The 21,693-nt window shown below is 68.2% G+C and carries 17 protein-coding genes and 1 riboswitch; of the genes, 9 read left to right on the forward strand and 8 right to left on the reverse strand.

What is annotated here, in order from left to right; genetic code table 11:
- Nucleotides 1–122: 122 nt before the first annotated feature.
- Entirely contained in the window at nt 123–3,770 is a 3,648-nt protein-coding gene (locus tag NMB40_RS01120; protein ID WP_494359890.1) for an autotransporter outer membrane beta-barrel domain-containing protein, read from the forward strand.
- 96 nt (nt 3,771–3,866) lie between these two features.
- On the forward strand, nt 3,867–4,823 hold the full coding sequence (locus tag NMB40_RS01125; RefSeq protein ID WP_494359891.1) for a Nudix family hydrolase: 957 nt from the start codon (nt 3,867–3,869) through the stop codon (nt 4,821–4,823).
- Here the strand turns inward: NMB40_RS01125 and NMB40_RS01130 are convergent.
- Both NMB40_RS01130 and metF read right to left on the reverse strand, forming a co-directional pair.
- The gene (locus NMB40_RS01130; protein WP_494359892.1) at nt 4,813–5,400 is read right to left on the reverse strand and encodes a hypothetical protein; all 588 of its coding nucleotides are present in this window, start codon (nt 5,398–5,400) and stop codon (nt 4,813–4,815) included. The genes NMB40_RS01125 and NMB40_RS01130 overlap by 11 nt on opposite strands.
- A gap of 53 nt (nt 5,401–5,453) precedes the next feature.
- On the reverse strand, nt 5,454–6,281 hold the full coding sequence (gene metF / locus NMB40_RS01135) for a methylenetetrahydrofolate reductase [NAD(P)H] (protein ID WP_494359893.1): 828 nt from the start codon (nt 6,279–6,281) through the stop codon (nt 5,454–5,456).
- A gap of 120 nt (nt 6,282–6,401) precedes the next feature.
- Here metF and NMB40_RS01140 point away from each other — a divergent pair, with 120 nt between their 5' ends.
- Together NMB40_RS01140 and NMB40_RS01145 are read left to right on the forward strand one after the other, a co-directional pair.
- The gene (locus NMB40_RS01140) at nt 6,402–7,280 is read left to right on the forward strand and encodes a TIGR01777 family oxidoreductase (protein WP_494359894.1); all 879 of its coding nucleotides are present in this window, start codon (nt 6,402–6,404) and stop codon (nt 7,278–7,280) included.
- Between the two features lie 40 nt (nt 7,281–7,320).
- The gene (locus tag NMB40_RS01145) at nt 7,321–7,878 is read left to right on the forward strand and encodes a DUF3228 family protein (RefSeq protein WP_494359895.1); all 558 of its coding nucleotides are present in this window, start codon (nt 7,321–7,323) and stop codon (nt 7,876–7,878) included.
- 2 nt (nt 7,879–7,880) lie between these two features.
- Here the strand turns inward: NMB40_RS01145 and ybaK are convergent, their stop codons facing one another.
- From ybaK to ahcY, 3 genes are all read right to left on the reverse strand, one after another.
- On the reverse strand, nt 7,881–8,351 hold the full coding sequence (ybaK, locus tag NMB40_RS01150; RefSeq protein ID WP_494361020.1) for a Cys-tRNA(Pro) deacylase: 471 nt from the start codon (nt 8,349–8,351) through the stop codon (nt 7,881–7,883).
- 144 nt (nt 8,352–8,495) lie between these two features.
- Nucleotides 8,496–9,023: a hypothetical protein gene (locus NMB40_RS01155; protein WP_494359896.1), complete on the reverse strand. Its 528-nt coding sequence runs from the start codon at nt 9,021–9,023 to the stop codon at nt 8,496–8,498.
- Between the two features lie 164 nt (nt 9,024–9,187).
- The gene (ahcY, locus tag NMB40_RS01160; protein WP_068849268.1) at nt 9,188–10,633 is read right to left on the reverse strand and encodes an adenosylhomocysteinase; all 1,446 of its coding nucleotides are present in this window, start codon (nt 10,631–10,633) and stop codon (nt 9,188–9,190) included.
- 32 nt (nt 10,634–10,665) lie between these two features.
- A riboswitch (S-adenosyl-L-homocysteine riboswitch) is annotated at nt 10,666–10,753 on the reverse strand.
- Nucleotides 10,754–10,879: 126 nt separating this feature from the next.
- Here ahcY and NMB40_RS01165 point away from each other — a divergent pair.
- Together NMB40_RS01165 and ppc are read left to right on the forward strand one after the other, a co-directional pair.
- A complete protein-coding gene (locus NMB40_RS01165; RefSeq protein ID WP_494359897.1) occupies nt 10,880–13,402 on the forward strand; it encodes a S9 family peptidase in 2,523 nt (840 codons plus the stop codon).
- 347 nt (nt 13,403–13,749) lie between these two features.
- Nucleotides 13,750–16,458, forward strand: a complete 2,709-nt coding sequence (ppc, locus tag NMB40_RS01170; protein WP_494359898.1) for a phosphoenolpyruvate carboxylase — start codon at nt 13,750–13,752, stop codon at nt 16,456–16,458.
- Between the two features lie 3 nt (nt 16,459–16,461).
- On the opposite strand, the gene NMB40_RS01175 is transcribed toward ppc, so the two are convergent.
- Both NMB40_RS01175 and metK read right to left on the reverse strand, forming a co-directional pair.
- Entirely contained in the window at nt 16,462–16,965 is a 504-nt protein-coding gene (locus tag NMB40_RS01175) for an acyl-CoA thioesterase (protein WP_282247617.1), read from the reverse strand.
- Nucleotides 16,966–17,074: 109 nt separating this feature from the next.
- A complete protein-coding gene (metK, locus tag NMB40_RS01180) occupies nt 17,075–18,286 on the reverse strand; it encodes a methionine adenosyltransferase (RefSeq protein ID WP_448142015.1) in 1,212 nt (403 codons plus the stop codon).
- Between the two features lie 301 nt (nt 18,287–18,587).
- On the opposite strand from metK, the gene NMB40_RS01185 reads away from it, so the two are divergent.
- The 3 genes from NMB40_RS01185 to NMB40_RS01195 are packed head-to-tail and all read left to right on the forward strand — an operon-like array spanning nt 18,588 to nt 20,832.
- Nucleotides 18,588–19,499, forward strand: coding sequence for a UDP-2,3-diacylglucosamine diphosphatase (locus NMB40_RS01185; RefSeq protein ID WP_494359899.1), 912 nt, complete (start codon nt 18,588–18,590; stop codon nt 19,497–19,499).
- A complete protein-coding gene (locus NMB40_RS01190) occupies nt 19,487–20,536 on the forward strand; it encodes a metal-dependent hydrolase (protein ID WP_494359900.1) in 1,050 nt (349 codons plus the stop codon). The genes NMB40_RS01185 and NMB40_RS01190 overlap by 13 nt, the downstream gene beginning before the upstream one ends.
- On the forward strand, nt 20,533–20,832 hold the full coding sequence (locus NMB40_RS01195) for a hypothetical protein (RefSeq protein WP_494359901.1): 300 nt from the start codon (nt 20,533–20,535) through the stop codon (nt 20,830–20,832). The genes NMB40_RS01190 and NMB40_RS01195 overlap by 4 nt, the downstream gene beginning before the upstream one ends.
- Here NMB40_RS01195 and NMB40_RS01200 read toward each other — a convergent pair.
- Nucleotides 20,829–21,653 (reverse strand): methyltransferase domain-containing protein, encoded by an 825-nt coding sequence (locus NMB40_RS01200; protein ID WP_068849287.1) that lies wholly within the window; start codon nt 21,651–21,653, stop codon nt 20,829–20,831. The two genes, NMB40_RS01195 and NMB40_RS01200, sit on opposite strands and share 4 nt — an antisense overlap.
- Nucleotides 21,654–21,693 lie beyond the last annotated feature (40 nt).

The raw sequence follows: 21,693 nt of genomic DNA on the forward strand, positions 1-21,693 counted from the left end.
AGCACGTTAACGTGTTCAGCGCTGTCGCGAATGCATTGCATTCGGGGCAGGCTCGACGAGCATTGCGCTCCGCAGGCTGCGGTAGCGTCGCGTTTTCCCTGAGTCGCCATCCATGGAGTTTCATGAACAGGATCTATCGCCTGGTGTTCAACCGCACCACCGGCCTGATGCAGGTCGCATCCGAACTCGCCACGTCCCCCTCTTCCCCGTCTCAGGCCACCGACAACCGTCGCCGGCGTTCGCCGCTGAGCGCTGCCATGCTGGTTGCGCTGGGCCTGTCGGCCGCCTCGCTGCCCACCGCCTTCGCGGCGGTGTATGACTTCAATGCGCCGGACATCGTCAATGATTCGCGCGCGTACGTGGATGGCTTCCGCGTCGGGCCCAACGGCCAGGTGCAGGTCGACGTCCGCGACGGCGGCAAGATCACCTCCAACGGCCTGGTGTCGGTGGGTACGTCGGTGGGCAGCGACGGCAAGCTGTACTTCACTGGCCCGACCTCGACGCTGACCGTGAACAGCGCATCGGTGCGCGTGGGTGAGGCCGGCAAGGGCGAACTGCGCCTGACCGACGGCGCTGCAGCCACCGTTGCCGGCGGCACCGTGTCGTTCGGATTTGGGGCCGATGGCTTTGGCATCGGGCGGGTGGAGGGTGCAGGCTCCTCGCTCAGCGCACGCCAGCTGCTGGTGGGCCGCGAAGGGGCAGGTCTGCTCGACATCGTCAATGGCGGTCGCGTCGAAGTGACCCAGCCATGGCCGCTGGCGGGTACGTCCTTCGGCATGAGCATCGGCACTGAAGCGGGTGGCATGGGCGTGGTCAACGTAAACACCGGCGGCGAGCTGGTCGTCACCGACAACGAGCTGCGGGTTGGCGAGGCCGGGACGGGCACGCTCAACATCGACAATGGCACTGTCAGTGTCGGTCGCAACCTCGTGCTCGGCGCTGCCAAAAACGCAGAGGGCACGGTCAACGTGCGCAATGGCGGTAAGGTCAACGCACAGCTGCTCAGCGTTGGCGCGGCGCAGGACGCGGGCGGCACGCTGCTGGTGACGGGCGTCGGTTCCACCGTGGCGGCCGATGTACTGCGCGTTTCCGCCAACGGCAACGGCAAGCTGCGCGTTGAAGACGGTGGCGTGGTTGCGGTCACCGGCAACGTCACCGCCGAGGATGAGCAGGGCCTGCCGAGCAGGCACGCGCGCACCGGCCGCATCGAGGTGTCCGGCGCCGGTTCGGTGCTGAGCGGCGACCGGGTGATGACGAGCACCCACCTGCTGGTCGACAACGGTGGCCAGATCCAGTCCAACAGCGCCCGCATCAAGGACTCCTACAGCAGCACCGGCACGGCAACGCTGACCGGCACCGGCAGCCGCTGGACCAACCAGGGCGAGATGGACATCCGCACCGGCGTGGACGTACTGGATGGTGCGGTGATCACTACCGATACGCTGCTGGTTTCCGGCGGCAGCAACTCGATGACGCTCAAGCTTGAGCGCGTGGATGAGCAGGTTCGTGTGAGCGGGGCCGGTTCGGCCATCGAGGCGGCCGGCGACATTACCGTGGGCAGCCACCTGGTCGGCGAACCGTCGGGCTACCTGACGGTGTCCAACGGCGGGCGCATCGCGGCGGGCGGTGATCTGGTGCTGGGCACCACAGGCTTCATTACCGTCGGCGGTGGGATGGCCGGCTGGCCCAACGGCGTGGAAACCTGGGCCGCGGCCGAAGCCGCTGGCGAACTGGGCAGTGCTGACATTGTCATGCAGTCGTCGTCGGGCGGTCTGGTGTTCAACCATACCGATGACATCACGCTGGCCAATACGCTGCGCAGCCAAAACCCCGACAGTGGCATGGTCAGGAACATTGCAGGCACCACCACGTTGAACGGTGACCTGACCGACTTCGGCGGCACCGTCGCCGTCAACGGTGGCACGCTGCGCATCAACGGCGACATGTACACCGGCCAGAACCTGGTGGGCAGCGGCACGGCGCCGACGCAGCAGATCCACATCGCCGGTGGCACCCTGATTCTCAATGGCAGCGCCGGCTTCAACCAGACCATCAACTACGGCACCAGCACCGACGTGCAGCGCAGCGCCATCGTGACGGTAGGCAGGGGCGGCATGCTGGCCGGCAATGCGATGGTGGGCGACACCGACGTGTACAACGGTGGCGTTCTGTCGCCGGGCGATGGCGGCGTGGGCACGATCACCATCGATGGCGACCTGTACATCAACACCGGCGGGCTGGTCCCGGCCAGCGTCGCACAGAAGGCCTTCTATGACGTGGACCTGCTAGGCAACGGCAAGGCCGACTTCGTCAAGGTGACCGGCAACGCATACGTTGGCCGCACGTCGGGACTCGACGGCAGCAGCGGCGACACCGGCGTGCGCGTGACCGGGCTGGACCCGCTGGCCAGCTACCAGAACGGCCAGACCTACGTAATCCTCAACGCGGCAGAGGGCCTCAAGGGTGGCTTCGACGATGTCATCTCCAACTCCGCCTTCCTCACTCCGACCCTGACCTACACCGGCAATGATGTCCTGTTGACCGTTGCGGTCAACAGCCCGGTGGCGCCGGTGGATCCTGTCGATCCGGTCACCCCGGTGGACCCGGTGACGCCGGTGGATCCGGTGGATCCGGTCACGCCCGTCGATCCCGGCTTCCCGGGCACCCCGGGCGTGACCCCGCCGATCGTGTTCGGCGCCGTGGCCGTCACCGGCAACCAGCGTGCCACCGCCGCGGCGCTGGATTCGTTGCAGCAGTCCGGCGACGCGCTGGCCCTGTACAACGGCCTGCTGATGCTGGACGAGGCCGGTGCGCTGGTTGCCTTCGATGACCTCGGCGGCGAACTGCACGCCAGCAACCGTGCGCTGCTGCTGGACGACCGCTTCCTGCGTGAGGGCATCTCCCAGCGCCTGCGCCCGACGCCGGACACCAAGCTCAACGGCTCCTCGGTGTGGGTGGCCGGCAGCGGCGCCTCCAAGCGCCAGGACAGCGACGGCACCGCCTCGCGCACCCAGGAAACCCGCCAGGGCCTGATGGTGGGCTACGACTGGACCTTCGGCGACCGCTGGACCGTCGGCGTGGCCGGTGGCCCGGAATCGCTGCGCCAGCAGATCCGCGACCGCAACGCGATCACCGAGGTCGACGCGGTGCACGGTGGCCTGTACGCCGGTTTCCGTGGCGAGCAGGCCTGGATCAACGGCGGCGCCAGCTATGCCGACTACGAGCTGGACACCCGTCGCGCGCTGGGGGCCGGCACGTCCTGGGAACAGAACCTGGACAGCCGTCATGACGCCCATTCGGTACAGGCCTTTGCGGAAGGCGGTTGGGACATCCAGCTCAGTGCGCTGACCCTGAGCCCGTACCTGGCCGTGGCCTACACCCGCCTGTCGAGCGAGGCCGCCACCGAAACCGGCGGCACCGCAGCGTTGTCGGTGGCGTCCAGCAAGGATGAGGTCTGGACCACCACCGCCGGCATCCGCGCCGCGTGGGACATCAGCGGTGGCCAGACCGACGGCGCCCGCCTGGAGGCCGGCCTGGCCTGGCAGAACGCCGCCGGCGAACTGCGTGCCGACTCGCGCAACCGCTTCGTGGCGGGCAGCGACAGCTTCACCGTCAGCGGCCTGCCGCTGGCGCGCAACGTGGGCATCGCCGAACTGGGCGTGTCGCTGAACACCTCCGACAACAGCCGCCTGTCGATGTTCGCGCAGGGCCGTGCCGGTGATGGCCAGCGTGAAGTGGGGGCCCAGCTGAACTGGAACGTGACGTTCTGATCGAACCCGCCTCCTGAACCACCCGAAGGGCCCCGCAAGGGGCCCTTCGTCTGTCCGGCATTGCGCATGCCCGGGCCGATTGGGCATTCTGGCCGCATGCCATCCCCCAAACGATCGATCCACGTCGTGGCCGGCGTCATCACCGACGCCCGCGGCCGCATCCTGCTCAACCGCCGTACCGAGAACCGCGACATGGCCGGCCTGTGGGAATTCCCCGGCGGCAAGCGCGAGGAGGGCGAGAGCTCCGAGCAGGCGCTGGTGCGCGAACTGCGCGAGGAACTGGGAATCGAGGCCGAGGTCGGCGACTGGATCCTGGACGTCCCGCAGCTCTATCCGGACAAGCACCTGCGCCTGGAAGTGCGGCACATCCGCAGCTGGAAGGGCTCGCCGCGCGGCCGCGAAGGCCAGGCCATCACCTGGGTGGCGCCGGACAAGCTGTCGCGTTATTCGATGCCGCCGGCCGACCTGCCGGTGGTGGCCGCGCTGCGCCACCCGGACCGCTACCTGATCACCCCCGAGCCGGACACCGACGAGGACGCCGCGCACCAGGACTGGTATGCGCGCCTGGCGCGTGCGCTGGAGGCCGGCGTGCGCCGCGTGCAGCTGCGCACCCCGACCAGCCCGGCCCGCATCGCCCTGGCCGAACAGGCCGTGGCCCGGCACCGCAGCGGGGTGCAGTGGCTGCTCAATCGCGATATCGAACTGGCGCGCCGGCTCGGCGTGGGCGTGCACCTGGGCGGCGAACAGCTGCTGCAGCTGGAGGCGCGGCCATTGCCGGCCGACCAGCTGGTGGCCGCGTCCTGCCACGACCTGGCCCAGCTGCAGGCCGCGCAACGGCTGGGCTGCGACTTCGCCGTGCTCGGCCCGGTCCAGGCCACCGACAGCCACCCCGGCAGCCCGCCGATGGGCTGGGACACCTTTGAAACCCTGCGCGCGCAGGTCTCGCTGCCGCTCTACGCGCTGGGCGGCCTGCACCCGGATGACATCACCCAGGCGCGCCGCCACGGCGCGCAGGGCATCGCCGCCATCCGCGCGTTGTGGCCTACAGCGTGATCCAGAAACACCCGTACTGACGGCGCAGCCCGAACACGGTACGCGCCGGCGTGGCTGTCGTACCGAGTGTCTGCTCCAGCCGCAGCCCGATCGGCCGCGGCCGGCTGGCCGGCGGCGCGGCCGCTTCCACTGCCTCGACCAGGGTCGCGGTCGGGTCGACCGGCAGCGGCGGCGGTGCGGCAACCTCCGGGTACACCGGCGCGATGTCCAGCAGGGGCCGCTGCACCACCGATTCCAGCCGCCCGATGATCTGGTTGGCGGTGGCATCGGACACGTTGCCCCACAGGTAGATCGACGAGAGCCGGTTGACGTCCTGCAGGCTCACCGCATCGCGGATCTGCCCGGTCAGCTCGCTCAACCGGCGCGCGCAGCCGGCGCGGTAGATGCCGGTATTGCCGACCGAGTCACCGCGCGGCGGCATCCGCGCCGTCGCGCCCAGTGCATCGCAGCTGCGGTCGGTGAACACCGTTTCGCCCTGCGCGTTGGTGCAGCGGTTCACGCGCTGCGCCTGTGCCTGCGCCCACGGGGCCCAGCACAGCATGCACAGCGACAGCAGCAACGGAACGACCGGTCTCATCGCAGCAGAGTAGCGGGACGCGCGTTATCTGCAAGCAGTGGCGTGCGCGATGTTCAGCGGCCCAGCAGCTTCAATACCTGGGTGGTGGGCCTGGCCAGGTTGAGGGTGTAGAAATGCAGGCCCGGTGCGCCGCCGGCCACCAGCCGCTCGCACAGCTGGGCCACCACCTCGGCACCGAAGGCGCGCACCGAATCGACGTCGTCGCCGTAGGCCTGCATGCGCTTGCCGATCCAGCGCGGGATCTCGGCGCCGCACTGTTCGGAGAAGCGGCGCAGCTGGCTGAAGTTGGAGATCGGCATGATGCCCGGCACGATCGGCACCTGCACGCCCAGTTTGCGCACCGCGTCGACGAAGTGGAAATAGGCGTCGGCATTGAAGAAGTACTGGGTGATGGCGGCATCGGCGCCTGCGTCGATCTTGGCCTTGAAGTACTTCAGGTCGCGCAGCGCGTCGTCGGATTGCGGGTGCGTTTCCGGGTAGGCGCCGACCTCGATGTGGAAGGCATCGCCGTGTTCGGCGCGGATGAAGGCGATCAGTTCGGACGCATAGCGCAGGTCGCCGGGGTGGCCCATGCCCGAAGGCAGGTCGCCCCGCAGCGCCACGATGCGCTTGCAGCCGATGGCCCGGTACAGCTTGAGCAGCTCACGGATCTCCTCGCGGCTGCCGCCCACGCAGGACAGGTGTGGCGCGGCCTCGAAGCCGTGGTGCTGCTTGAGGTGGCGCACCGTTTCGGAGGTGTAGCTCAGGGTCGAGCCGCCGGCGCCGAACGTGCAGGACACGTATTCCGGCGCGTACGCCTTGAGCTTGGCCGCGGTACGGTCGAGCTGGGCACGCTGGTCGTCGGTCTTGGGCGGGTAGAACTCGAAGCTGAGGGCAGTCATGGGCGGCGGCGGCAGCGGGTGTGGCTCCATCATATCGCTTCATCGCGATGAATGTAAAAGGTGCCGGGCATGGCGTTTACACCCGGGCGGGTAAAGTGGCGTTCACTATGGAGATCGCGCATGGACATCCTCATCACCGGCGGCACCGGGTTCATCGGCCAGCGCCTGTGCCAGCGGCTGCTGGCGGCCGGGCACCGGGTCACGGTGCTGACCCGCAGTCCGGGCCGGGCCGGCCAGGCTGGCGTGCAGTACGTCGGTGCACTGGGCGATGTGGGCCCGGTCCACGCCGTGGTGAACCTGGCCGGCGAACCGCTGGTGGAAGGCCGTTGGAACCCGGCGCGCAAGCAGGCCATGCTGGCCTCGCGGATCGGCACCACCCAGGCCCTGCTGGACTGGATGCGTGGGTTGCCGACCCGTCCGCAGGTGCTGGTTTCGGGCTCGGCGATCGGCTACTACGGGCCGCGCGATGCCACCCCCTTGGACGAATCGGCTTCGCCCGGGCATGACTTCGCCGCCATGCTGTGCCGGCAGTGGGAGGCCGAAGCGCTGAAGGCCGAAGACCTCGGCGTGCGCACCTGCCTGCTGCGCACCGGCATCGTGCTCGACCGCGATGGCGGTGCGCTGGCGCGCATGCTGCCGCCGTTCCGGATCGGCGCGGGTGGGCCGATGGGCGATGGCATGCAGTGGATGAGCTGGATCCATCGCGACGACCTGGTGGGGCTGATCCTGTGGCTGCTGGCCGATCCCGAAACGCGTGGCGCCTGCAACGGCACCGCCCCGGCGGCGGTCACCAACGCGGAATTCGCGCGCACCCTGGCGCACGTGCTGAAGCGGCCTGCGTGGGTGCGGACGCCGGCGTTCGCCTTGAAGCTGGCCTTCGGCGAGATGGCGGGCCTTCTGTTGACCGGCCAGAACGTGGTGCCGGCGCGCGCGCTGCAGGAAGGCTACCGGTTCCGGTACCCGACCCTGGAAGCGGCGCTGCGCGCGATCCTCGACTGAGGGCGGTTACCCTGTGCACCTGTCTCCCGCTGCGTGTGCCATGTCGATCGTCCTCACCGAATTCGCCCGTCCCCGTCTGTTCCCGCGCGTGCCGCGCGGCAACACCATCCAGGACTGCAGCGCCGAGCAGTTCCAGGCGCACCTCAACACGCATGCGCCGTTCAAGGTGCTCGATGGCTACGCGCCGTTCTGCAAGCTGTTCGTGTATGAGAACTGGACGTCCACGCGCTGCCTGACGGTGCCGGTCACCGATGCCAACCGCCACCAGCTGCGCAGCGCCTACGAGGCGCGCAACCGCGAGGAACTGCCGGTGCTGGTGCGCTGGTTCGAGGGCGTGCAGTCGCCGCGCGCGAACTACCTGGTGGTGATCCTGTACAGCGCCGAGCAGCTGGCCAAGGAAGGCTCACCGATCAATGCCGACTGGGGCATCGTCGGCTGCATCTACACCGCCGAGCCGGAAGAAGTGCCGATGGCACCGATCACCATGATGCGAAATGCGCTGGGGGTGGAAGAGGGCGGTTCGGGCGTGCCGCTGGATCGTGAGGCGTACCAGCGCGCCGTGGCGTATTGGGAAAGCCACGCGAACTGGCGGCCGTAACATTACGGCCGACCAATACCCGCGATCTTCGCTTCGGTCAACGTGATCAGATCGGCCGGCGCCAACGCCACCTCCAAGCCGCGCCGGCCGGCGCTGACGTGCATTGTCGGCAGCGCCTGCGCGCTGGCATCGATGAAGGTGCGGTGCCTCTTCTTCTGGCCCAGCGGACTGATTCCGCCAACCAGGTAGCCGGTGGCGCGCTGCGCCGCGTCCACCGCCGCCATCTCGCACTTGCGGCAGCCCGCCGCCTCGGCCAGCGCCTTGAGGTCCAGCGTGCCACTGACCGGCACGATCGCCACCAGCAGCTCGTGCTTTTCGGTACTGGCCAGCAGGGTCTTGAACACCGTTGCGGGGTCGAGCCCCAGCTGCGCCGCCGCTTCGCCGCCATAGGAGGCGGCATTGGCATCATGGTGGTAGGACAGCACGCTGTGTGCGATGCCGTGCTTCTTGAGCAGATTGATGGCCGGGGTCATGGTCATGCAGCTGGCGTGGTCGCACTACCTTAGCGCGGGCGCGACCGCAAAATCTTGACCCGGACTATTGAGGGATGACGGTTCCAGGACGTGGTCAATCCCGCTGCTGCCGGCAATGGTGCCGGCAGCAGCAGGAATACAACCTCAACCCATGGGCGCGCAATCGACAGAGTCGACTTTCCCGGCCCCGTACTTTGCTTCCGCCTTGGTCTTTGCCAAGCCATCAGCCACGTCACCGTTGCTGGCGGCGACCTTGAAGTAACCCTCGGCGTCGCCCCTCAGCACATTGCCGTCCGCATCGTGCACGGCACACCGGTAGTCCTTGGTTGCACCTGTCGCCGAGGTAGATGAAGGCGGAGGCGTCGGATCGGTTGTCGTGGCCGGTGCCGACGTCGCAGTGCTCGATGCTCCTGCCACCGCATCGCATTGGGCCTTGGTCAGCGTGACGCTGTTCTTCTTGTAGCGCGTGGCGGCAGCCAGGGCACCGGCCTCCGCTGCCTTCAGGTCGGCCGCCTTGATGGCGTATTTCCCGTCCGCGTTGCTGCTCGCTTCCGGCTTTCCGCCATCTGCACCGGAAAACACCATGCACCGATAGTCGGCGGCGTGGACGGGGGACATGTAAGCGGCACCGCACAGCGCCAGCAGTGCGGGAAGTACGAACTTGATATTCATGGAAATCTCCGGAATGCACCCAGATATTCCCCCGCGCGCTGATGATCCCGGCGCGGATGTGAGGGCAGGGTGCAGCCCGGGTGAAGCCCGCATAACGAAAACGGGCGCCCGAAGGCGCCCGTCGCGTGGGGTGGTGCCAGCCGCTGGCTGGCACCCCTCAACCATCAGTAGCGGTAATGCTCCGGCTTGAACGGACCTTCCACCGGCACGCCGATGTAATCGGCCTGTTCCTTGGTGAGGGTGGTCAGCTTCACGCCGATCTTTTCCAGGTGCAGGCGCGCCACTTCCTCGTCCAGCTTCTTCGGCAGCAGGTACACCTTCTTCTCGTAGCTGTCCTTGTTGGCCCACAGGTCGATCTGGGCCAGGGTCTGGTTGGCGAACGAGTTGGACATCACGAAGCTCGGGTGGCCGGTGGCGCAGCCCAGGTTGACCAGGCGGCCTTCGGCGAGCAGGAAGATCGCGTTGCCGTTCGGGAACACGTACTTGTCCACCTGCGGCTTGATGTTGATGTGCTGCACGCCCGGGAAGCCGACCAGCGCATCGACCTGGATTTCGTTGTCGAAGTGGCCGATGTTGCAGACGATGGCCTGGTCCTTCATCGCGCTCAGGTGCTCGATGCGGATGATGTCCTTGTTGCCGGTGGTGGTGACGTACAGGTCGGCACGGCCCAGGGTGGATTCGATGGTGTTGACCTCGAAGCCTTCCATCGCCGCCTGCAGGGCGCAGATCGGATCGATTTCAGTCACCACCACGCGCGCGCCGTAGGCACGCAGCGACGCGGCGCAGCCCTTGCCCACGTCACCGTAGCCGCAGACCACGGCGACCTTGCCGGCCAGCATCACGTCCATCGCGCGCTTGAGGCCATCGGCCAGCGACTCGCGGCAGCCGTACAGGTTGTCGAACTTGGACTTGGTGACCGAGTCGTTGACGTTGATCGCCGGGATCAGCAGGGTGCCGGCCTGGGCCAGCTGGTACAGGCGGTGCACGCCGGTGGTGGTTTCTTCCGAAACACCCTTCCAGTCCTTGACCACGCGGGCCCAGTAACCCGGGCGCTCCTTGGCCACGCGCTTGAGCAGGTCCTTGATGACCTGTTCTTCGTGCGAGGCGGCCTTTTCGTCGACCCAGGTGCTGCCGTTTTCGAGCTCGTAGCCCTTGTGGATCAGCAGGGTGACATCGCCACCGTCATCGACCACCAGTTCCGGGCCGGTCAGGGTGCCGTCGGGCAGGGTGAAGGTCAGCGCGTCCAGGGTGCAGTCCCAGTACTCTTCCAGCGACTCGCCCTTCCAGGCGAACACCGGGGTGCCCGACGCGGCGATCGCCGCAGCGGCATGGTCCTGGGTGGAGAAGATGTTGCACGAGGCCCAGCGCACGTCGGCGCCGATGTCCTTCAGCGTTTCGATCAGCACGGCGGTCTGGATGGTCATGTGCAGCGAACCGGTCACGCGCACGCCCTTCAGCGGCAGGGTGGCGGCGTGCTTGCGGCGGATCGACATCAGGCCCGGCATTTCGTGCTCGGCGATATCCAGTTCCTTGCGGCCCCAGTCGGCCAGCGAGATATCGGCAATCTTGTAATCACCTTCGGTGGAGAAGGTCTTGGCAACAGCGTTCATGCAAAAGCTCCGGTAATGGACGAATGGCTCGTCTTCGCCGGGCGCCGTTGGAACCAGCCCTGCCACCGAGCCTGGCCGTGCGGAACAGGTCCGGCAGCGGTCGCAGCGCCCCTCGGTGGAGGGGATGCCCATTATATCCCGGCGCACCGCCCGGGCATGAATCGGTGCCGGCCCCCAACCATCGGCAGGGGGGCAAACCGCGCCCCGCTGTTAAGGTCCAAGGTTTGCACAGCATGGGGTGGGAAGATGACAGGCAATGACCGTACGCGCCGCGCGCGCTGGAGCAGCCGGCTGATCGCGGGTATGGCCCTGCTGGCGGTGGCGCCACTGGCGCTGGCGGCGACGCCCACCGCCGGCAAAAAGGCGCCGCAGGCCGTGGCCGCGCCGGCAGCGCAGGGTTACCAGCTGCCGTCGGCCGCGCTGCAGGCGGTGGCCAACGCCCCCCGCGCGCCGACCCTGAGCCTGTCGCCGCGCCGCGATATCGCCGCGCTGCTGCAGACCCCGCCGCTGCCCTCGATCAACGAAGTGGCCCAGCCCGAGCTGAAGCTGGCCGGCGTGCGGATCAACCCGGCCACCTTCTCGGCCAGCACGTTCACCTTCGCCGACAAGCTGTGGCTGATGAACATCGCCGACGGCAAGGAGCGCCAGATCACCGGCCTGCCGCAGCCGCTGTCGGTGGCCTCGCTGGCGTGGTCGCCGGACCAGCAGTACCTGGCCTTCAACCAGGTGCATGCGGCCAGCGGTGCCAACGAGCTGTGGATCATCGACGTGGCCAGCGGCAGTGCGCGTCGCCTGCTCGCCGACCTCAACACCGTGTTCGGCAGCGGCTACGACTGGCTGCCCGACAGCCGCGGGCTGGTGGTCACCCAGCAGGTCAAGGGCCAGGGCCCGGCGCCGGCCGCCGGCGGCATTCCGACCGGCCCGGCGATCCAGCAGACCCAGGCCGACGCCGGCGTGCGTGCGATCCGCACCTACCAGGACCTGCTCAGCAACGAGGCCGATGCGCGCCTGTTCGATCATTACGCCAGCTCGCAGCCGGTCCGGGTCGCGCTCAACGGCGTGACCGCGCCGCTGTCCACCGCTGGCGTCTACCTGGACGTCAGCATCTCGCCGGACGGGCAGCATGTGCTGGCCCAGCGCGTGCAGCGTCCGTACTCCTACCTGGTGCCGGCCGATGATTTCCCGCGCCGCATCGAAGTGCTGTCCGCCGCCGATGGCCGGCTGCAGCACACCGTGGCCACCCTGCCGCTGGTGGAAGGCCTGCCCACCGGCAACGACGCGGTACCCACCGGGGTGCGCGAGGTGAGCTGGCGCGCCGATGCGCCGGCCACGCTGGTCTGGGCCGAAGCCCAGGACGGAGGCGATCCGGCCCGCGATTCCAAGGTGCGCGATGCGGTGCTGATGCAGGCCGCGCCGTTCGACGCGCCGCCGGTCACCCTGGCGCAGCTGGGCAGCCGCTATGCCGGCATCCAGTGGGGCCGTGGCGACCTGGCGCTGCTCAACGAATCGTGGTGGAAGTCGCGCGTGGTCAAGCAGTGGCGGATCGCGCCGGACCAGCTCGACCAGGCCCCGCAGCTGCTGTCCGAGCGCTCCGCGCAGGACCGCTACAACGATCCGGGCAAGCCGGCGCTGGTGCGCGATGTGAACGGTCGTTCGCGCCTGCAGATCACCGAAGATGGGCGCAGCATCTTCCTGATCGGCCAGGGCGCCTCGCCGGAAGGCGACCGCCCGTTCGTGGACCGCTTCGACCTCGAGAGTCGCACCGCCACCCGCCTGTTCCATTCGCAGGCGCCGACCTATTCGCTGCCGCAGGCACTGCTTGACCAGGACGGCAGCTCGGTGCTGCTCACCCGCGAGTCGCCCGATACGCCGGCCAACTACTACGTGCAGTCGCTGGCCGATGCCACGGCGGCCCCGCGCGCGCTGACCCGCTTCGAGCATCCGCTGCCGCAGCTGCGTGGGGTAAGCAAGGAACAGATCCGCTACAAGCGCAACGACGGTGTCGACCTGACCGCCACGCTGATGCTGCCGCCGGGCTATAACGTGAAGAAGGATGGCCCGCTGCCGATGCTGATGTGGGCCTACCCGGGTGAGTTCAAGACCGCTGCGGCGGCCAGCCAGGTGACCGATTCGCCCTACCGCTTCAACGCCATCGGTTTCTGGGGCCCGCAGGCGTTCCTGGCCAAGGGCTATGCGGTGCTGGTGAGTCCGTCGATGCCGATCATCGGCGAAGGCGACAAGGAACCCAACGATACCTACCTGCCGCAGCTGGTAGCCAACGCCGAAGCGGCGGTGGATGAAGTGGTGCGGCGTGGGGTGACCGACCGTGAGCACATCGCCATCGGCGGGCATTCGTATGGGGCGTTCATGACTGCGAACCTGCTGGCGCATACGCGGCTGTTCAAGGCGGGTATCGCGCGCAGTGGCGCGTACAACCGCACGCTCACCCCGTTCGGATTCCAGGCCGAGGAGCGCAACTTCTGGCAGGCACAGGACGTGTACCTGAAGATGTCGCCGTTCAATTTCGCCGACAGGATCAAGGATCCGATCCTCTTCATCCACGGCGGGGACGACAACAATTCCGGTACGTTCCCGATCCAGAGCGAGCGCATGTTCGCGGCGGTGAAGGGGCTGGGCGGTACGGCGCGGCTGGTGATGCTGCCCAACGAGTCGCATCACTACCGTGCGCGCGAGTCGTTGATGACCATGCTGGCGGAAAGCGAGCGGTGGTTGGAGCAGACCATCGGGCCGGGCATGAAGATCAAATGATGCCGTGCCGGGGATTGCCCCGGCGCTTGCTTCGTTCTTGCTTCATGAAGGTCTGATGCATGCCTTCGGTGTTTTCTAAACGCCGGAGGGATGCCGGGGACGAATGCCGCGCGGCTTCGGATGCTTGAGCCGCGCTGGCGCGCGGTTGCCACGCAGGGCGTGGCACTACGAATTGTTACGTGCACAGGACGATGGCGTTGGCGGCTCCGGTGGGACCTCGTAGTGCCACGCCCTGCGTGGCAATCGGTCACCAACACATGCAATTGAAACTATCTGTGCGGCGTCGATCACCGCGCGATCTGCGTTAGGCTTGACTGGATTCCGTTCCCGAGGCCAGTGCGTCGCAGATGAACGAGTACCGCAGCAGCATCGTCTTTGCCACCCCCGACATTCCCCTGCGTGACGATGTGCGCCGACTCGGCGCACTGGTCGGTGACCTGCTTGCCGAGCAGGTATCCACGCAGTTCTTCGATGATGTGGAACAGGTGCGCACCCGCGCCATCGCGCGCCGTGAAAGCGAGGCGCCGCTGTCCGACCTCAACGATGCGTTGACCGGGCTGCCGCCCGAACGCGCCGAAGCGATGGTGCGTGCGTTCAGCACCTACTTCCAGGTGGTCAACATCGCCGAGCGGGTGCACCGCATCCGTCGCCGCCGCGATTACCAGCGCGCCGGCACCGCGCCGCAGCCCGATGGCCTGCAGGATGCCCTGCAGCAGCTCAAAGCGCAGGGCGTCACCCTGGAGGAGCTGGCCGGCTGGCTGCCGCGCATCGACATCGAGCCGGTGTTCACCGCGCACCCGACCGAAGCAGTACGCCGCGCGCTGCTGGAAAAAGAACAGCTGATGGTGGCCAGCCTGGTCGACAACCTCGACGGCCAGCGCACCCCGGGCGAAGCCGCCGCTGACGCGGCGCGCTTCCGCATGGCGCTCACCGCGTCCTGGCAGACCACCGATTCCTCGCCGGTGCGCCCCACCGTGGACGATGAGCGCGAACACGTCGGCTTCTACCTGGTGCAGGTGCTGTACCGGGTGATCCCGGTGCTGTACGAATCGCTGCAGCAGGCACTGCTCGATACCTATGGCGACAGCGTGCCGCTGCCCCGGCTGCTGCGCTTCGGCACCTGGGTGGGCGGCGACATGGACGGCAACCCGAACGTGGATGCCGGCACCATCCGCAACACGCTCGACGCGCAGCGCCAGGCGGTGCTGGGCCGCTACCAGAAGGACCTGCTGCAGCTGGCCAGCCTGCTCAGCCAGTCCACCGAGCGGGTGGCGGTCAGCGACGCACTGCAGGCCCGGGTGGCGCACTACCAGCAGCTGCTGCCCAAGGTGGTCTCGCGCCCGCGGCATGCGGACATGCCCTACCGCCTGCTCAACGACCGCATGCGCGCGCGGGTGCAGGCCACGATGGAGGACGCCGAGGGCGCCTACGCCTCGCCACGGGAACTGGAGGACGACATCACGCTGATCCTCGACAGCCTGCATGCCAACAAGGGCGACCACGCCGGTGGCTTCGCGGTGCGCCGGCTGCTGTGGCGGGTGCGCACGTTCGGCTTCCACCTGGCGCGGCTGGACGTACGCCAGGAATCGAGCGTGCATGGTCGCGCGCTGGCCAGCGTGCTGGATGGACAGGACGCCTGGGACGCGGCCGACGCGATCGCGCGCGCGCAGCGCCTGGCGCCCTTCGCCAGCGGCGGGCAGGCACTACCCGCCAGCACGGAGGCCGGCGGCCAACGCCTCGATGCGGTGTTCGCCGCGCTGGCCGATGCCCGCCGCCGCCACGGCGCCGATGCCCTGGGCAGCTACATCATTTCCATGGCCCATGACCGCAGCGATGTACTCGCGGTGCTGGCGCTGGCACGGCGTGGCGGGCTGGAGGACGAGGCCGGCGCGGTGCCGCTGGATATCGCCCCGCTGTTTGAAACCGTGGATGACCTGCAGCGCGGCACCGATACGCTGCGCGACCTGCTGGCCGACCCCGTGTACCGCGCGCACCTGGCCGCGCGCGACGACGTGCAGATGGTCATGCTGGGCTATTCGGACAGCGGCAAGGACGGTGGCATCGCCGCGTCGCGCTGGGGCCTGCAGCGCGCCCAGGTGGAGCTGCTGGAAGTGGCCGCCGAAAGCGGCATCCGACTGACCTTCTTCCATGGCCGCGGCGGCTCGATCAGCCGGGGTGGCGGCAAGACCACCGATGCGGTGGACGCCTCGCCCCGCGGCAGCATCGATGGCCGCCTGCGCGTGACCGAGCAGGGCGAGGTGATCCACCGCAAGTACGGCATCCGCGCGCTGGCGCTGCGTTCGCTGGAGCAGTCCACCGGCGCGGTGCTGCGCTCGAGCCTGCGCCCGCGTGCGCCCGAGCCGCGCGAGGCACAGTGGCGCCCGGTGATGGACCTCGTGGCCGGGAAGAGCGCGGAGGCCTATCGGGCGTTCGTCGGCCAGCGCGATTTCATGCAGTACTTCCGCCAGGCCACGCCGATCGATGTGATCGAACGGATGACGCTGGGCTCGCGGCCGTCACGGCGGCTCGGACAGGACGCGGCGCTGACCAACCTGCGCGCGATTCCGTGGGTGTTCGCCTGGAGCCAGGCGCGCGCGGTGATTCCCGGCTGGTATGGGGTGGGCAGCGGCCTGCAGGCGGCGATCGATGCCGGGCACCAGGCGACGCTGCAGGAGATGGCGCGCGACTGGCCGTTCTTCAGCACGTTCCTGGACGACATCGCGATGGTGCTGTCCAAGGGCGACATCACCATCGCCGAGCAGTTCTCGCAGCTGGCCGGCCCGCTGCACGCCACGTTCTTCCCGCAGATCCAGCGCGAGGTGGCGCTGACCGGCAAACTGATCCTGGACATCACCGGGCAGGACGAGCTGTTGCAGCACGACCAGCGGCTGGCGCTGTCGATCCGCCTGCGCAATCCCTACATCGACCCGATCAGCGTGCTGCAGGTGGACCTGCTGCGCCGCTGGCGCGAAAGCGGCGGCGAGGATGACGAGGTGCTGCGCGCCCTGGTGGCATGCGTGAACGGCGTATCCCAGGGCGTACAGAACACGGGGTGACGCTTATTCCGGCGACGGCGGATTCGACGCCAGCAGCTCGCGCTGGCGCTGCTCCATCTCCGCCCGCAGCTGCCGGCGCAGCAGCGCGGCGGCCTGGCGGCGGCGTTGGTCGCTGGATTCCAGCTGCAACGGTGGTACCGGGGTCGGCTTGCCGTCGTCATCGACGGCCACCATGGTGAAGAAGCAGCTGTTGGCGTGGCGCACGCTGCGCTTGAGGATGTCCTCGGCCACCACTTTCACCCCGACTTCCATCGACGAGGTGCCGGTGTAGTTCACCGAGGCCAGGAAGGTAACCAGCTCACCGACCGCGATCGGTTCGCGGAAGGTCACCTGGTCCACCGACAGGGTCACCACGTAACGGCCGGCATAGCGGCTGGCGCAGGCGTAGGCGACCTGGTCGAGCAGCCGCAGGATCGCCCCGCCATGGACCTTGCCGGAAAAATTGGCCATCTCCGGCGACATCAGCACGGTCATGGTCAGCTGGTGGGATTTGATATCGGTAGGCATGCGGGGCTTTGGGACACTTCATGCGTGTCCGGGGCTCGGTTGGGTCTGCTTTGACACGCATGGCGTGTCACTACGCTAAAGAGAAGGGCCGCTTTCGCGGCCCTTCGTCTTACTTCAGTTTCGCATCCGCACGCAGGGCGGCGGCGCGGTCGGTCTTCTCCCAGGAGAAGGCCGTGGCGTTGACCGTTTCACCGGCAGCGTTGAGGTAGCTGAAGTCCTTCGGCTTGCGGCCGAAGTGACCGTAGGCTGCGGTCTGCTGGTACATCGGGTGGATCAGGTCCAGCATCTTGATGATGCCGTACGGGCGCAGGTCGAAGTGCTTGCGGATCAGCTTTTCGATCTTGTCATCGCTGATCTTGCCGGTGCCGAAGGTGGTGACCGAAATCGAGGTCGGCTCGGCCACGCCGATGGCGTAGGAGACCTGCACTTCGCAACGGTCGGCCAGGCCGGCCGCGACGACGTTCTTGGCCACGTAACGGGCCGCGTAAGCCGCCGAACGGTCGACCTTGGACGGATCCTTGCCCGAGAACGCGCCACCACCGTGACGGGCCCAGCCGCCGTAGGTGTCGACGATGATCTTGCGGCCGGTCAGGCCGCAGTCGCCCACCGGGCCGCCGATCTCGAACTTGCCGGTCGGGTTGATGTGGAACTTGGTGCCCTTGTGCAGCCACTTGGCCGGCAGCACCGGCTTGATGATCTCTTCGCGGACGGCCTCGATCAGGTCCTTCTGCTTGATGCCCGGGGCATGCTGGGTCGACAGCACCACCGCGTCGATGGCAGCCACGGCGCCGTTTTCATAGCGCAGGGTGACCTGGCTCTTGGCGTCCGGGCGCAGCCACGACAGCGGCGAGTTCTTCTTCTTGCGGATCTTGGCCTGCTGCTCGACCAGGCGGTGCGACAGGTGGATCGCGGCCGGCATGTAGCTGTCGGTCTCGTTGGTGGCATAGCCGAACATCAGGCCCTGGTCGCCAGCGCCCATTTCTTCGGGCTTCTTGCGGTCCACGCCCTGGGCGATGTGCGGCGACTGCTTGCCGATCAGGTTCAGCACGCCACAGGTGGCGCCGTCGAAGCCGACGTCGGAGCTGTCATAGCCGATATCCAGGATCACCTTGCGGGTCACCGCTTCCAGGTCGATCCAGGCGGAGGTGGTGATTTCACCGGCCACGATCGCAACACCGGTCTTGACCATGGTTTCGCAGGCCACGCGGGCGCGCTGGTCCTGGGCAAGGATCGCGTCCAGCACCGCATCGGAGATCTGGTCGGCAATCTTGTCCGGATGGCCTTCGGAGACCGATTCGGAGGTGAACAGGTAGCTGGACATCAGGCGTAATATCCTTTGATTCGGATGGAAAGATGGGCGCGAATGATACACGGCAAGTCGCGCCATTGCATTGTGGCCCAGCGGGGGTTGCCCATGGTTAAGCCGGCGTGCCCATCGGCAGGGGCCGCCAGAGCGTGATTGGGTCCCAGCGTCGTGGCCCAGTGTTCCACCAGCGTGACAACCAGCCGAACGGGCGGTGCCTTGGGGGCGGCGTCATCAACCTGCCGTCAAACGGTCACCGTGCTGCCGCGTGACGGGCGCAGGCTCCCGGCCATTCAGCCGCCGGGAAGGAGCACGCGCCATGCACGCCATCGAGCAGCGTCTGCGGTATCACGGGGTGGATCGGGTCGCTGTCGGCCCACCGGGCGGGCCGGATGCCCTGCCGGACAGTGAACGGGACGCGCCCGGCCGGCCAACCCCGGGCGGCGGTCCGGCCCCCTGGCGGCGGACCGTGTTCCTGTCCGACGTCCATCTGGGCTCGCAACATTGCCACGCCGCCGAGCTGGCGGCGTTCCTGGGCCGGCTGCGCTGCCAGCGGCTGTACCTGGTGGGCGACATCATCGACCTGTGGTGGCTGGCCCACCGCCGCGCCAGCTGGCAGGCGGCACACAGCGAGGTGATCCAGGCGCTGCATGCGCTGCGCCGGGCTGGCACCGAGATCGTCTACATCCCCGGCAACCACGATGCGTCGCTGCGCCAGCTGTGCGGGTTGATGCTGCCGGCGATGCGGGTGCGCCGCCGCGCCATCCACACCACCGCCGACGGCCGCCGGCTGCTGGTGGTGCATGGCGATGATTACGACGGTGCCACCCATTTCGGTGGGCTGCAGGAACGCTTCGGCGACTGGCTGTACTACCGCATCCTCACCGGCAACCGGCTGCTCAACGCGGCACGGCGTCGGCTGGGGCTGCGCTACTGGTCGCTGTCGGCGTTCCTGAAGAAGCGCAGCGTTGCCGCCGAGCGCTACATCGAACGGTTCGTGCAGGCCGGCCTGGCCGACGTGCGCCAACGCGGCCTGGACGGCATCGTGTGCGGGCACATCCACCGCGCCGCGCTGGTCGAACGCGACGGCCTGGTCTACGCCAACGACGGCGACTGGGTCGAAAGCCTCACTGCGCTGGCCGAAGACCCCGACGGCAGCCTGCGCCTGTTGGACCATCACGGCCACACGCTCGCGCGGACGTCCCGTACCATCGCCGGATGGATTCCCTAAGCCAGATCGTTCTGGGCGGCGCCGTAGCCGCCGCCATCGCCCCCGCCGGCCACCGCCGCGCCGCGCTGCTTGCCGGCGCCGCGCTGGGCACCCTGCCGGACCTGGATGCCCTGCTGCTGGCCTTCACCGCCACCGACCCGGTGGCGCTGATGACCGAGCACCGCAGCTACAGCCACTCGCTGCTGGTGCTGCCCTGGGTGGCGCTGTTGATCTGGTGGGGTTTCAAACGCTTCGGCCACGGCCGCGTGGCGCAGGCGCCGGCGCGCTGGTTCTGGGCGATCCTGCTGGCGCTGATCACCCATCCATTGCTCGATGCGTTCACGGTGTACGGCACCCAGCTGTGGTGGCCGTTCACTCCGCCGCCGACGATGTGGTCCAGCGTCTTCATCATCGACCCGCTGTACACGGTGTGGCTGCTGCTGGGCTGCGCGGTGGCATGGTTCGCGCGCAGCCGCCCGCTGGCGCAGAAGGCGCTGCTGGTGGGGCTGGTGCTGAGCACCGGGTACCTGGGCTGGTCGCTGCTGGCCAAGCACCAGGTCGACCGCGAAGCCGACCGTGCGCTGGCGGCGATGGGGCTGGGCGATGCGCCGCGGTTCTCGGTCGCCACGCCGTTCAACACGCTGCTGTGGCAGGTGGTGGCGATGACGCCCAGCGGCTATGTGGTCGGCGAGCGCTCGTTGGTGGCCGACCGTGGGCCGATGACGTTCCGTGGCTATCCCTCGAACGTGCAGGCGCTGCGCCAGGCCGCGCACATTCCCGCCGTTGCCCGATTGAACTGGTTCAACCGGGGCTTCATGCGCGCGCAGGTGGTCGATGGCCAGCTGCAGCTGAGTGACCTGCGCATGGGGCTGGAACCGGATTACACCTTCACCTTCGCGGTGGCGCGTGCGGAGGGGGACCGCTGGGTGGCGATCCCGCCGGAGCAGCTGCGCCCGGCCTACGAAGGCGAGCAGGGCAGGGCGCGGGTCAAGCGCCGCTTCGCGGTGATGTGGGAGCGGATCTGGAACGCGCCGACGATGCCGGAGGGAGCACCATGACGGCGCGCGGTCCGGGTCCGTCGGCCGAGCAGCCGGCGGTGCCGCTGCGCGAGATCCTGCAGAAGGCCAGGGCGCAGCCCGACCGCGCACGCCAGCAGCAGGTGCTGCTGGAGGAACTGCGCAAGGTCGATCCGGAGCGTGCGCAGCGCATGCAGGGCAGGATCGATGCGCGCAATCAGCAACCGGCGACGGGCGGCACGACGGTTGCCCGGGGTGACCGTCCCGGCGTGGGTCTGTGGCTCGCGTTGGCCGGAGCGGTGGCAGCAGCCCTGCTGGCGTGGCTGATGCTCTTCTAGTAAACGGTTGCGCGGGCCTGCACGAACGAGAAGAAGAACACGGCGTTGGGGTCGTTCTGCACCAGGCTGAACTCGCGGCGCATGCCGTCCACGGTTTCCTGGTCGACCAGGCCGGCTTCCAGCAGCGGGTCCGCGGCCGACAGCAGCAGCTGTTCCCAGAAGGCAATCATGGTCTTGCGCCGGGCCGGTTCGCGGTTGTCCAGGTGGATGGTCTTGATCTCGGTGTGCACGTCGCGGAAGCCGCCGGCCAGCAGCAGGTTGCCGAGCTTGGCGCCGACGAACGGGTCGCCGCCGTGGTCGTACTGGAAGTCGTTGAAGGCCATCCAGTAGCGCCAGATGTGCGGCGAGTACGGGTCGAGCAGGAACGAGGCGTTCATCACTTCGGTGACGTAGACGGGCGAGCCGGGCACCAGCACGCGGCGCACTTCGTTGAGCACGCGGGCGGGCGAGGGCACGTGTTCGAGCACCCAGCACAGGAACGCGGAATCGAACTCGCGTGCGCCGAACGGCAGGTTGCCGGCGTCGGCCTGCAGCAGGGTGTAGCGCTCGCTGCACCAAGGGGTTTTCTCGAGGTTCTGGCGGGCGGTGGCCAGCTGCGTTTCGCTGAGGTCCACGCCGGTGACGTGCAGTTCGGGGAAGCGGCGCAGCAGGATCTCGGTCTGGGCACCAACGCCGCTGCCGACTTCGAGCAGGCGCTGGGCGCCGCTGTAGTCGATGTTGTTGAAGATGGACGATTCCAGCAGGCGGGCCTGGGTGACCAGACGGTGCTGTTCGGTGCTGGAGAAGCCGTGCAGGTAAGTGGGGGCGGCAATCGGGGTCATGGCGGTCACGTGGCGCGGGGCAGGCCCGGCGATGGGGGGA

Source organism: Stenotrophomonas sp. FBCC-B152 (assembly GCF_059134105.1).

Coding starts and splice junctions, on each gene's coding strand:
- NMB40_RS01190 (WP_494359900.1), top strand. CDS start 19,487: ATGGATTCCCTAAGCCAGATCGTTCTGGGCGGCGCCGTAGCCGCCGCC.
- NMB40_RS01125 (WP_494359891.1), top strand. CDS start 3,867: ATGCCATCCCCCAAACGATCGATCCACGTCGTGGCCGGCGTCATCACC.
- ppc (WP_494359898.1), top strand. CDS start 13,750: ATGAACGAGTACCGCAGCAGCATCGTCTTTGCCACCCCCGACATTCCC.
- metF (WP_494359893.1), bottom strand. CDS start 6,281: ATGACTGCCCTCAGCTTCGAGTTCTACCCGCCCAAGACCGACGACCAG.
- NMB40_RS01140 (WP_494359894.1), top strand. CDS start 6,402: ATGGACATCCTCATCACCGGCGGCACCGGGTTCATCGGCCAGCGCCTG.
- NMB40_RS01165 (WP_494359897.1), top strand. CDS start 10,880: ATGACAGGCAATGACCGTACGCGCCGCGCGCGCTGGAGCAGCCGGCTG.
- ahcY (WP_068849268.1), bottom strand. CDS start 10,633: ATGAACGCTGTTGCCAAGACCTTCTCCACCGAAGGTGATTACAAGATT.
- metK (WP_448142015.1), bottom strand. CDS start 18,286: ATGTCCAGCTACCTGTTCACCTCCGAATCGGTCTCCGAAGGCCATCCG.
- NMB40_RS01185 (WP_494359899.1), top strand. CDS start 18,588: ATGCACGCCATCGAGCAGCGTCTGCGGTATCACGGGGTGGATCGGGTC.
- NMB40_RS01200 (WP_068849287.1), bottom strand. CDS start 21,653: ATGACCCCGATTGCCGCCCCCACTTACCTGCACGGCTTCTCCAGCACC.
- NMB40_RS01175 (WP_282247617.1), bottom strand. CDS start 16,965: ATGCCTACCGATATCAAATCCCACCAGCTGACCATGACCGTGCTGATG.
- NMB40_RS01145 (WP_494359895.1), top strand. CDS start 7,321: ATGTCGATCGTCCTCACCGAATTCGCCCGTCCCCGTCTGTTCCCGCGC.
- NMB40_RS01195 (WP_494359901.1), top strand. CDS start 20,533: ATGACGGCGCGCGGTCCGGGTCCGTCGGCCGAGCAGCCGGCGGTGCCG.
- NMB40_RS01120 (WP_494359890.1), top strand. CDS start 123: ATGAACAGGATCTATCGCCTGGTGTTCAACCGCACCACCGGCCTGATG.
- NMB40_RS01130 (WP_494359892.1), bottom strand. CDS start 5,400: ATGAGACCGGTCGTTCCGTTGCTGCTGTCGCTGTGCATGCTGTGCTGG.
- NMB40_RS01155 (WP_494359896.1), bottom strand. CDS start 9,023: ATGAATATCAAGTTCGTACTTCCCGCACTGCTGGCGCTGTGCGGTGCC.
- ybaK (WP_494361020.1), bottom strand. CDS start 8,351: ATGACCCCGGCCATCAATCTGCTCAAGAAGCACGGCATCGCACACAGC.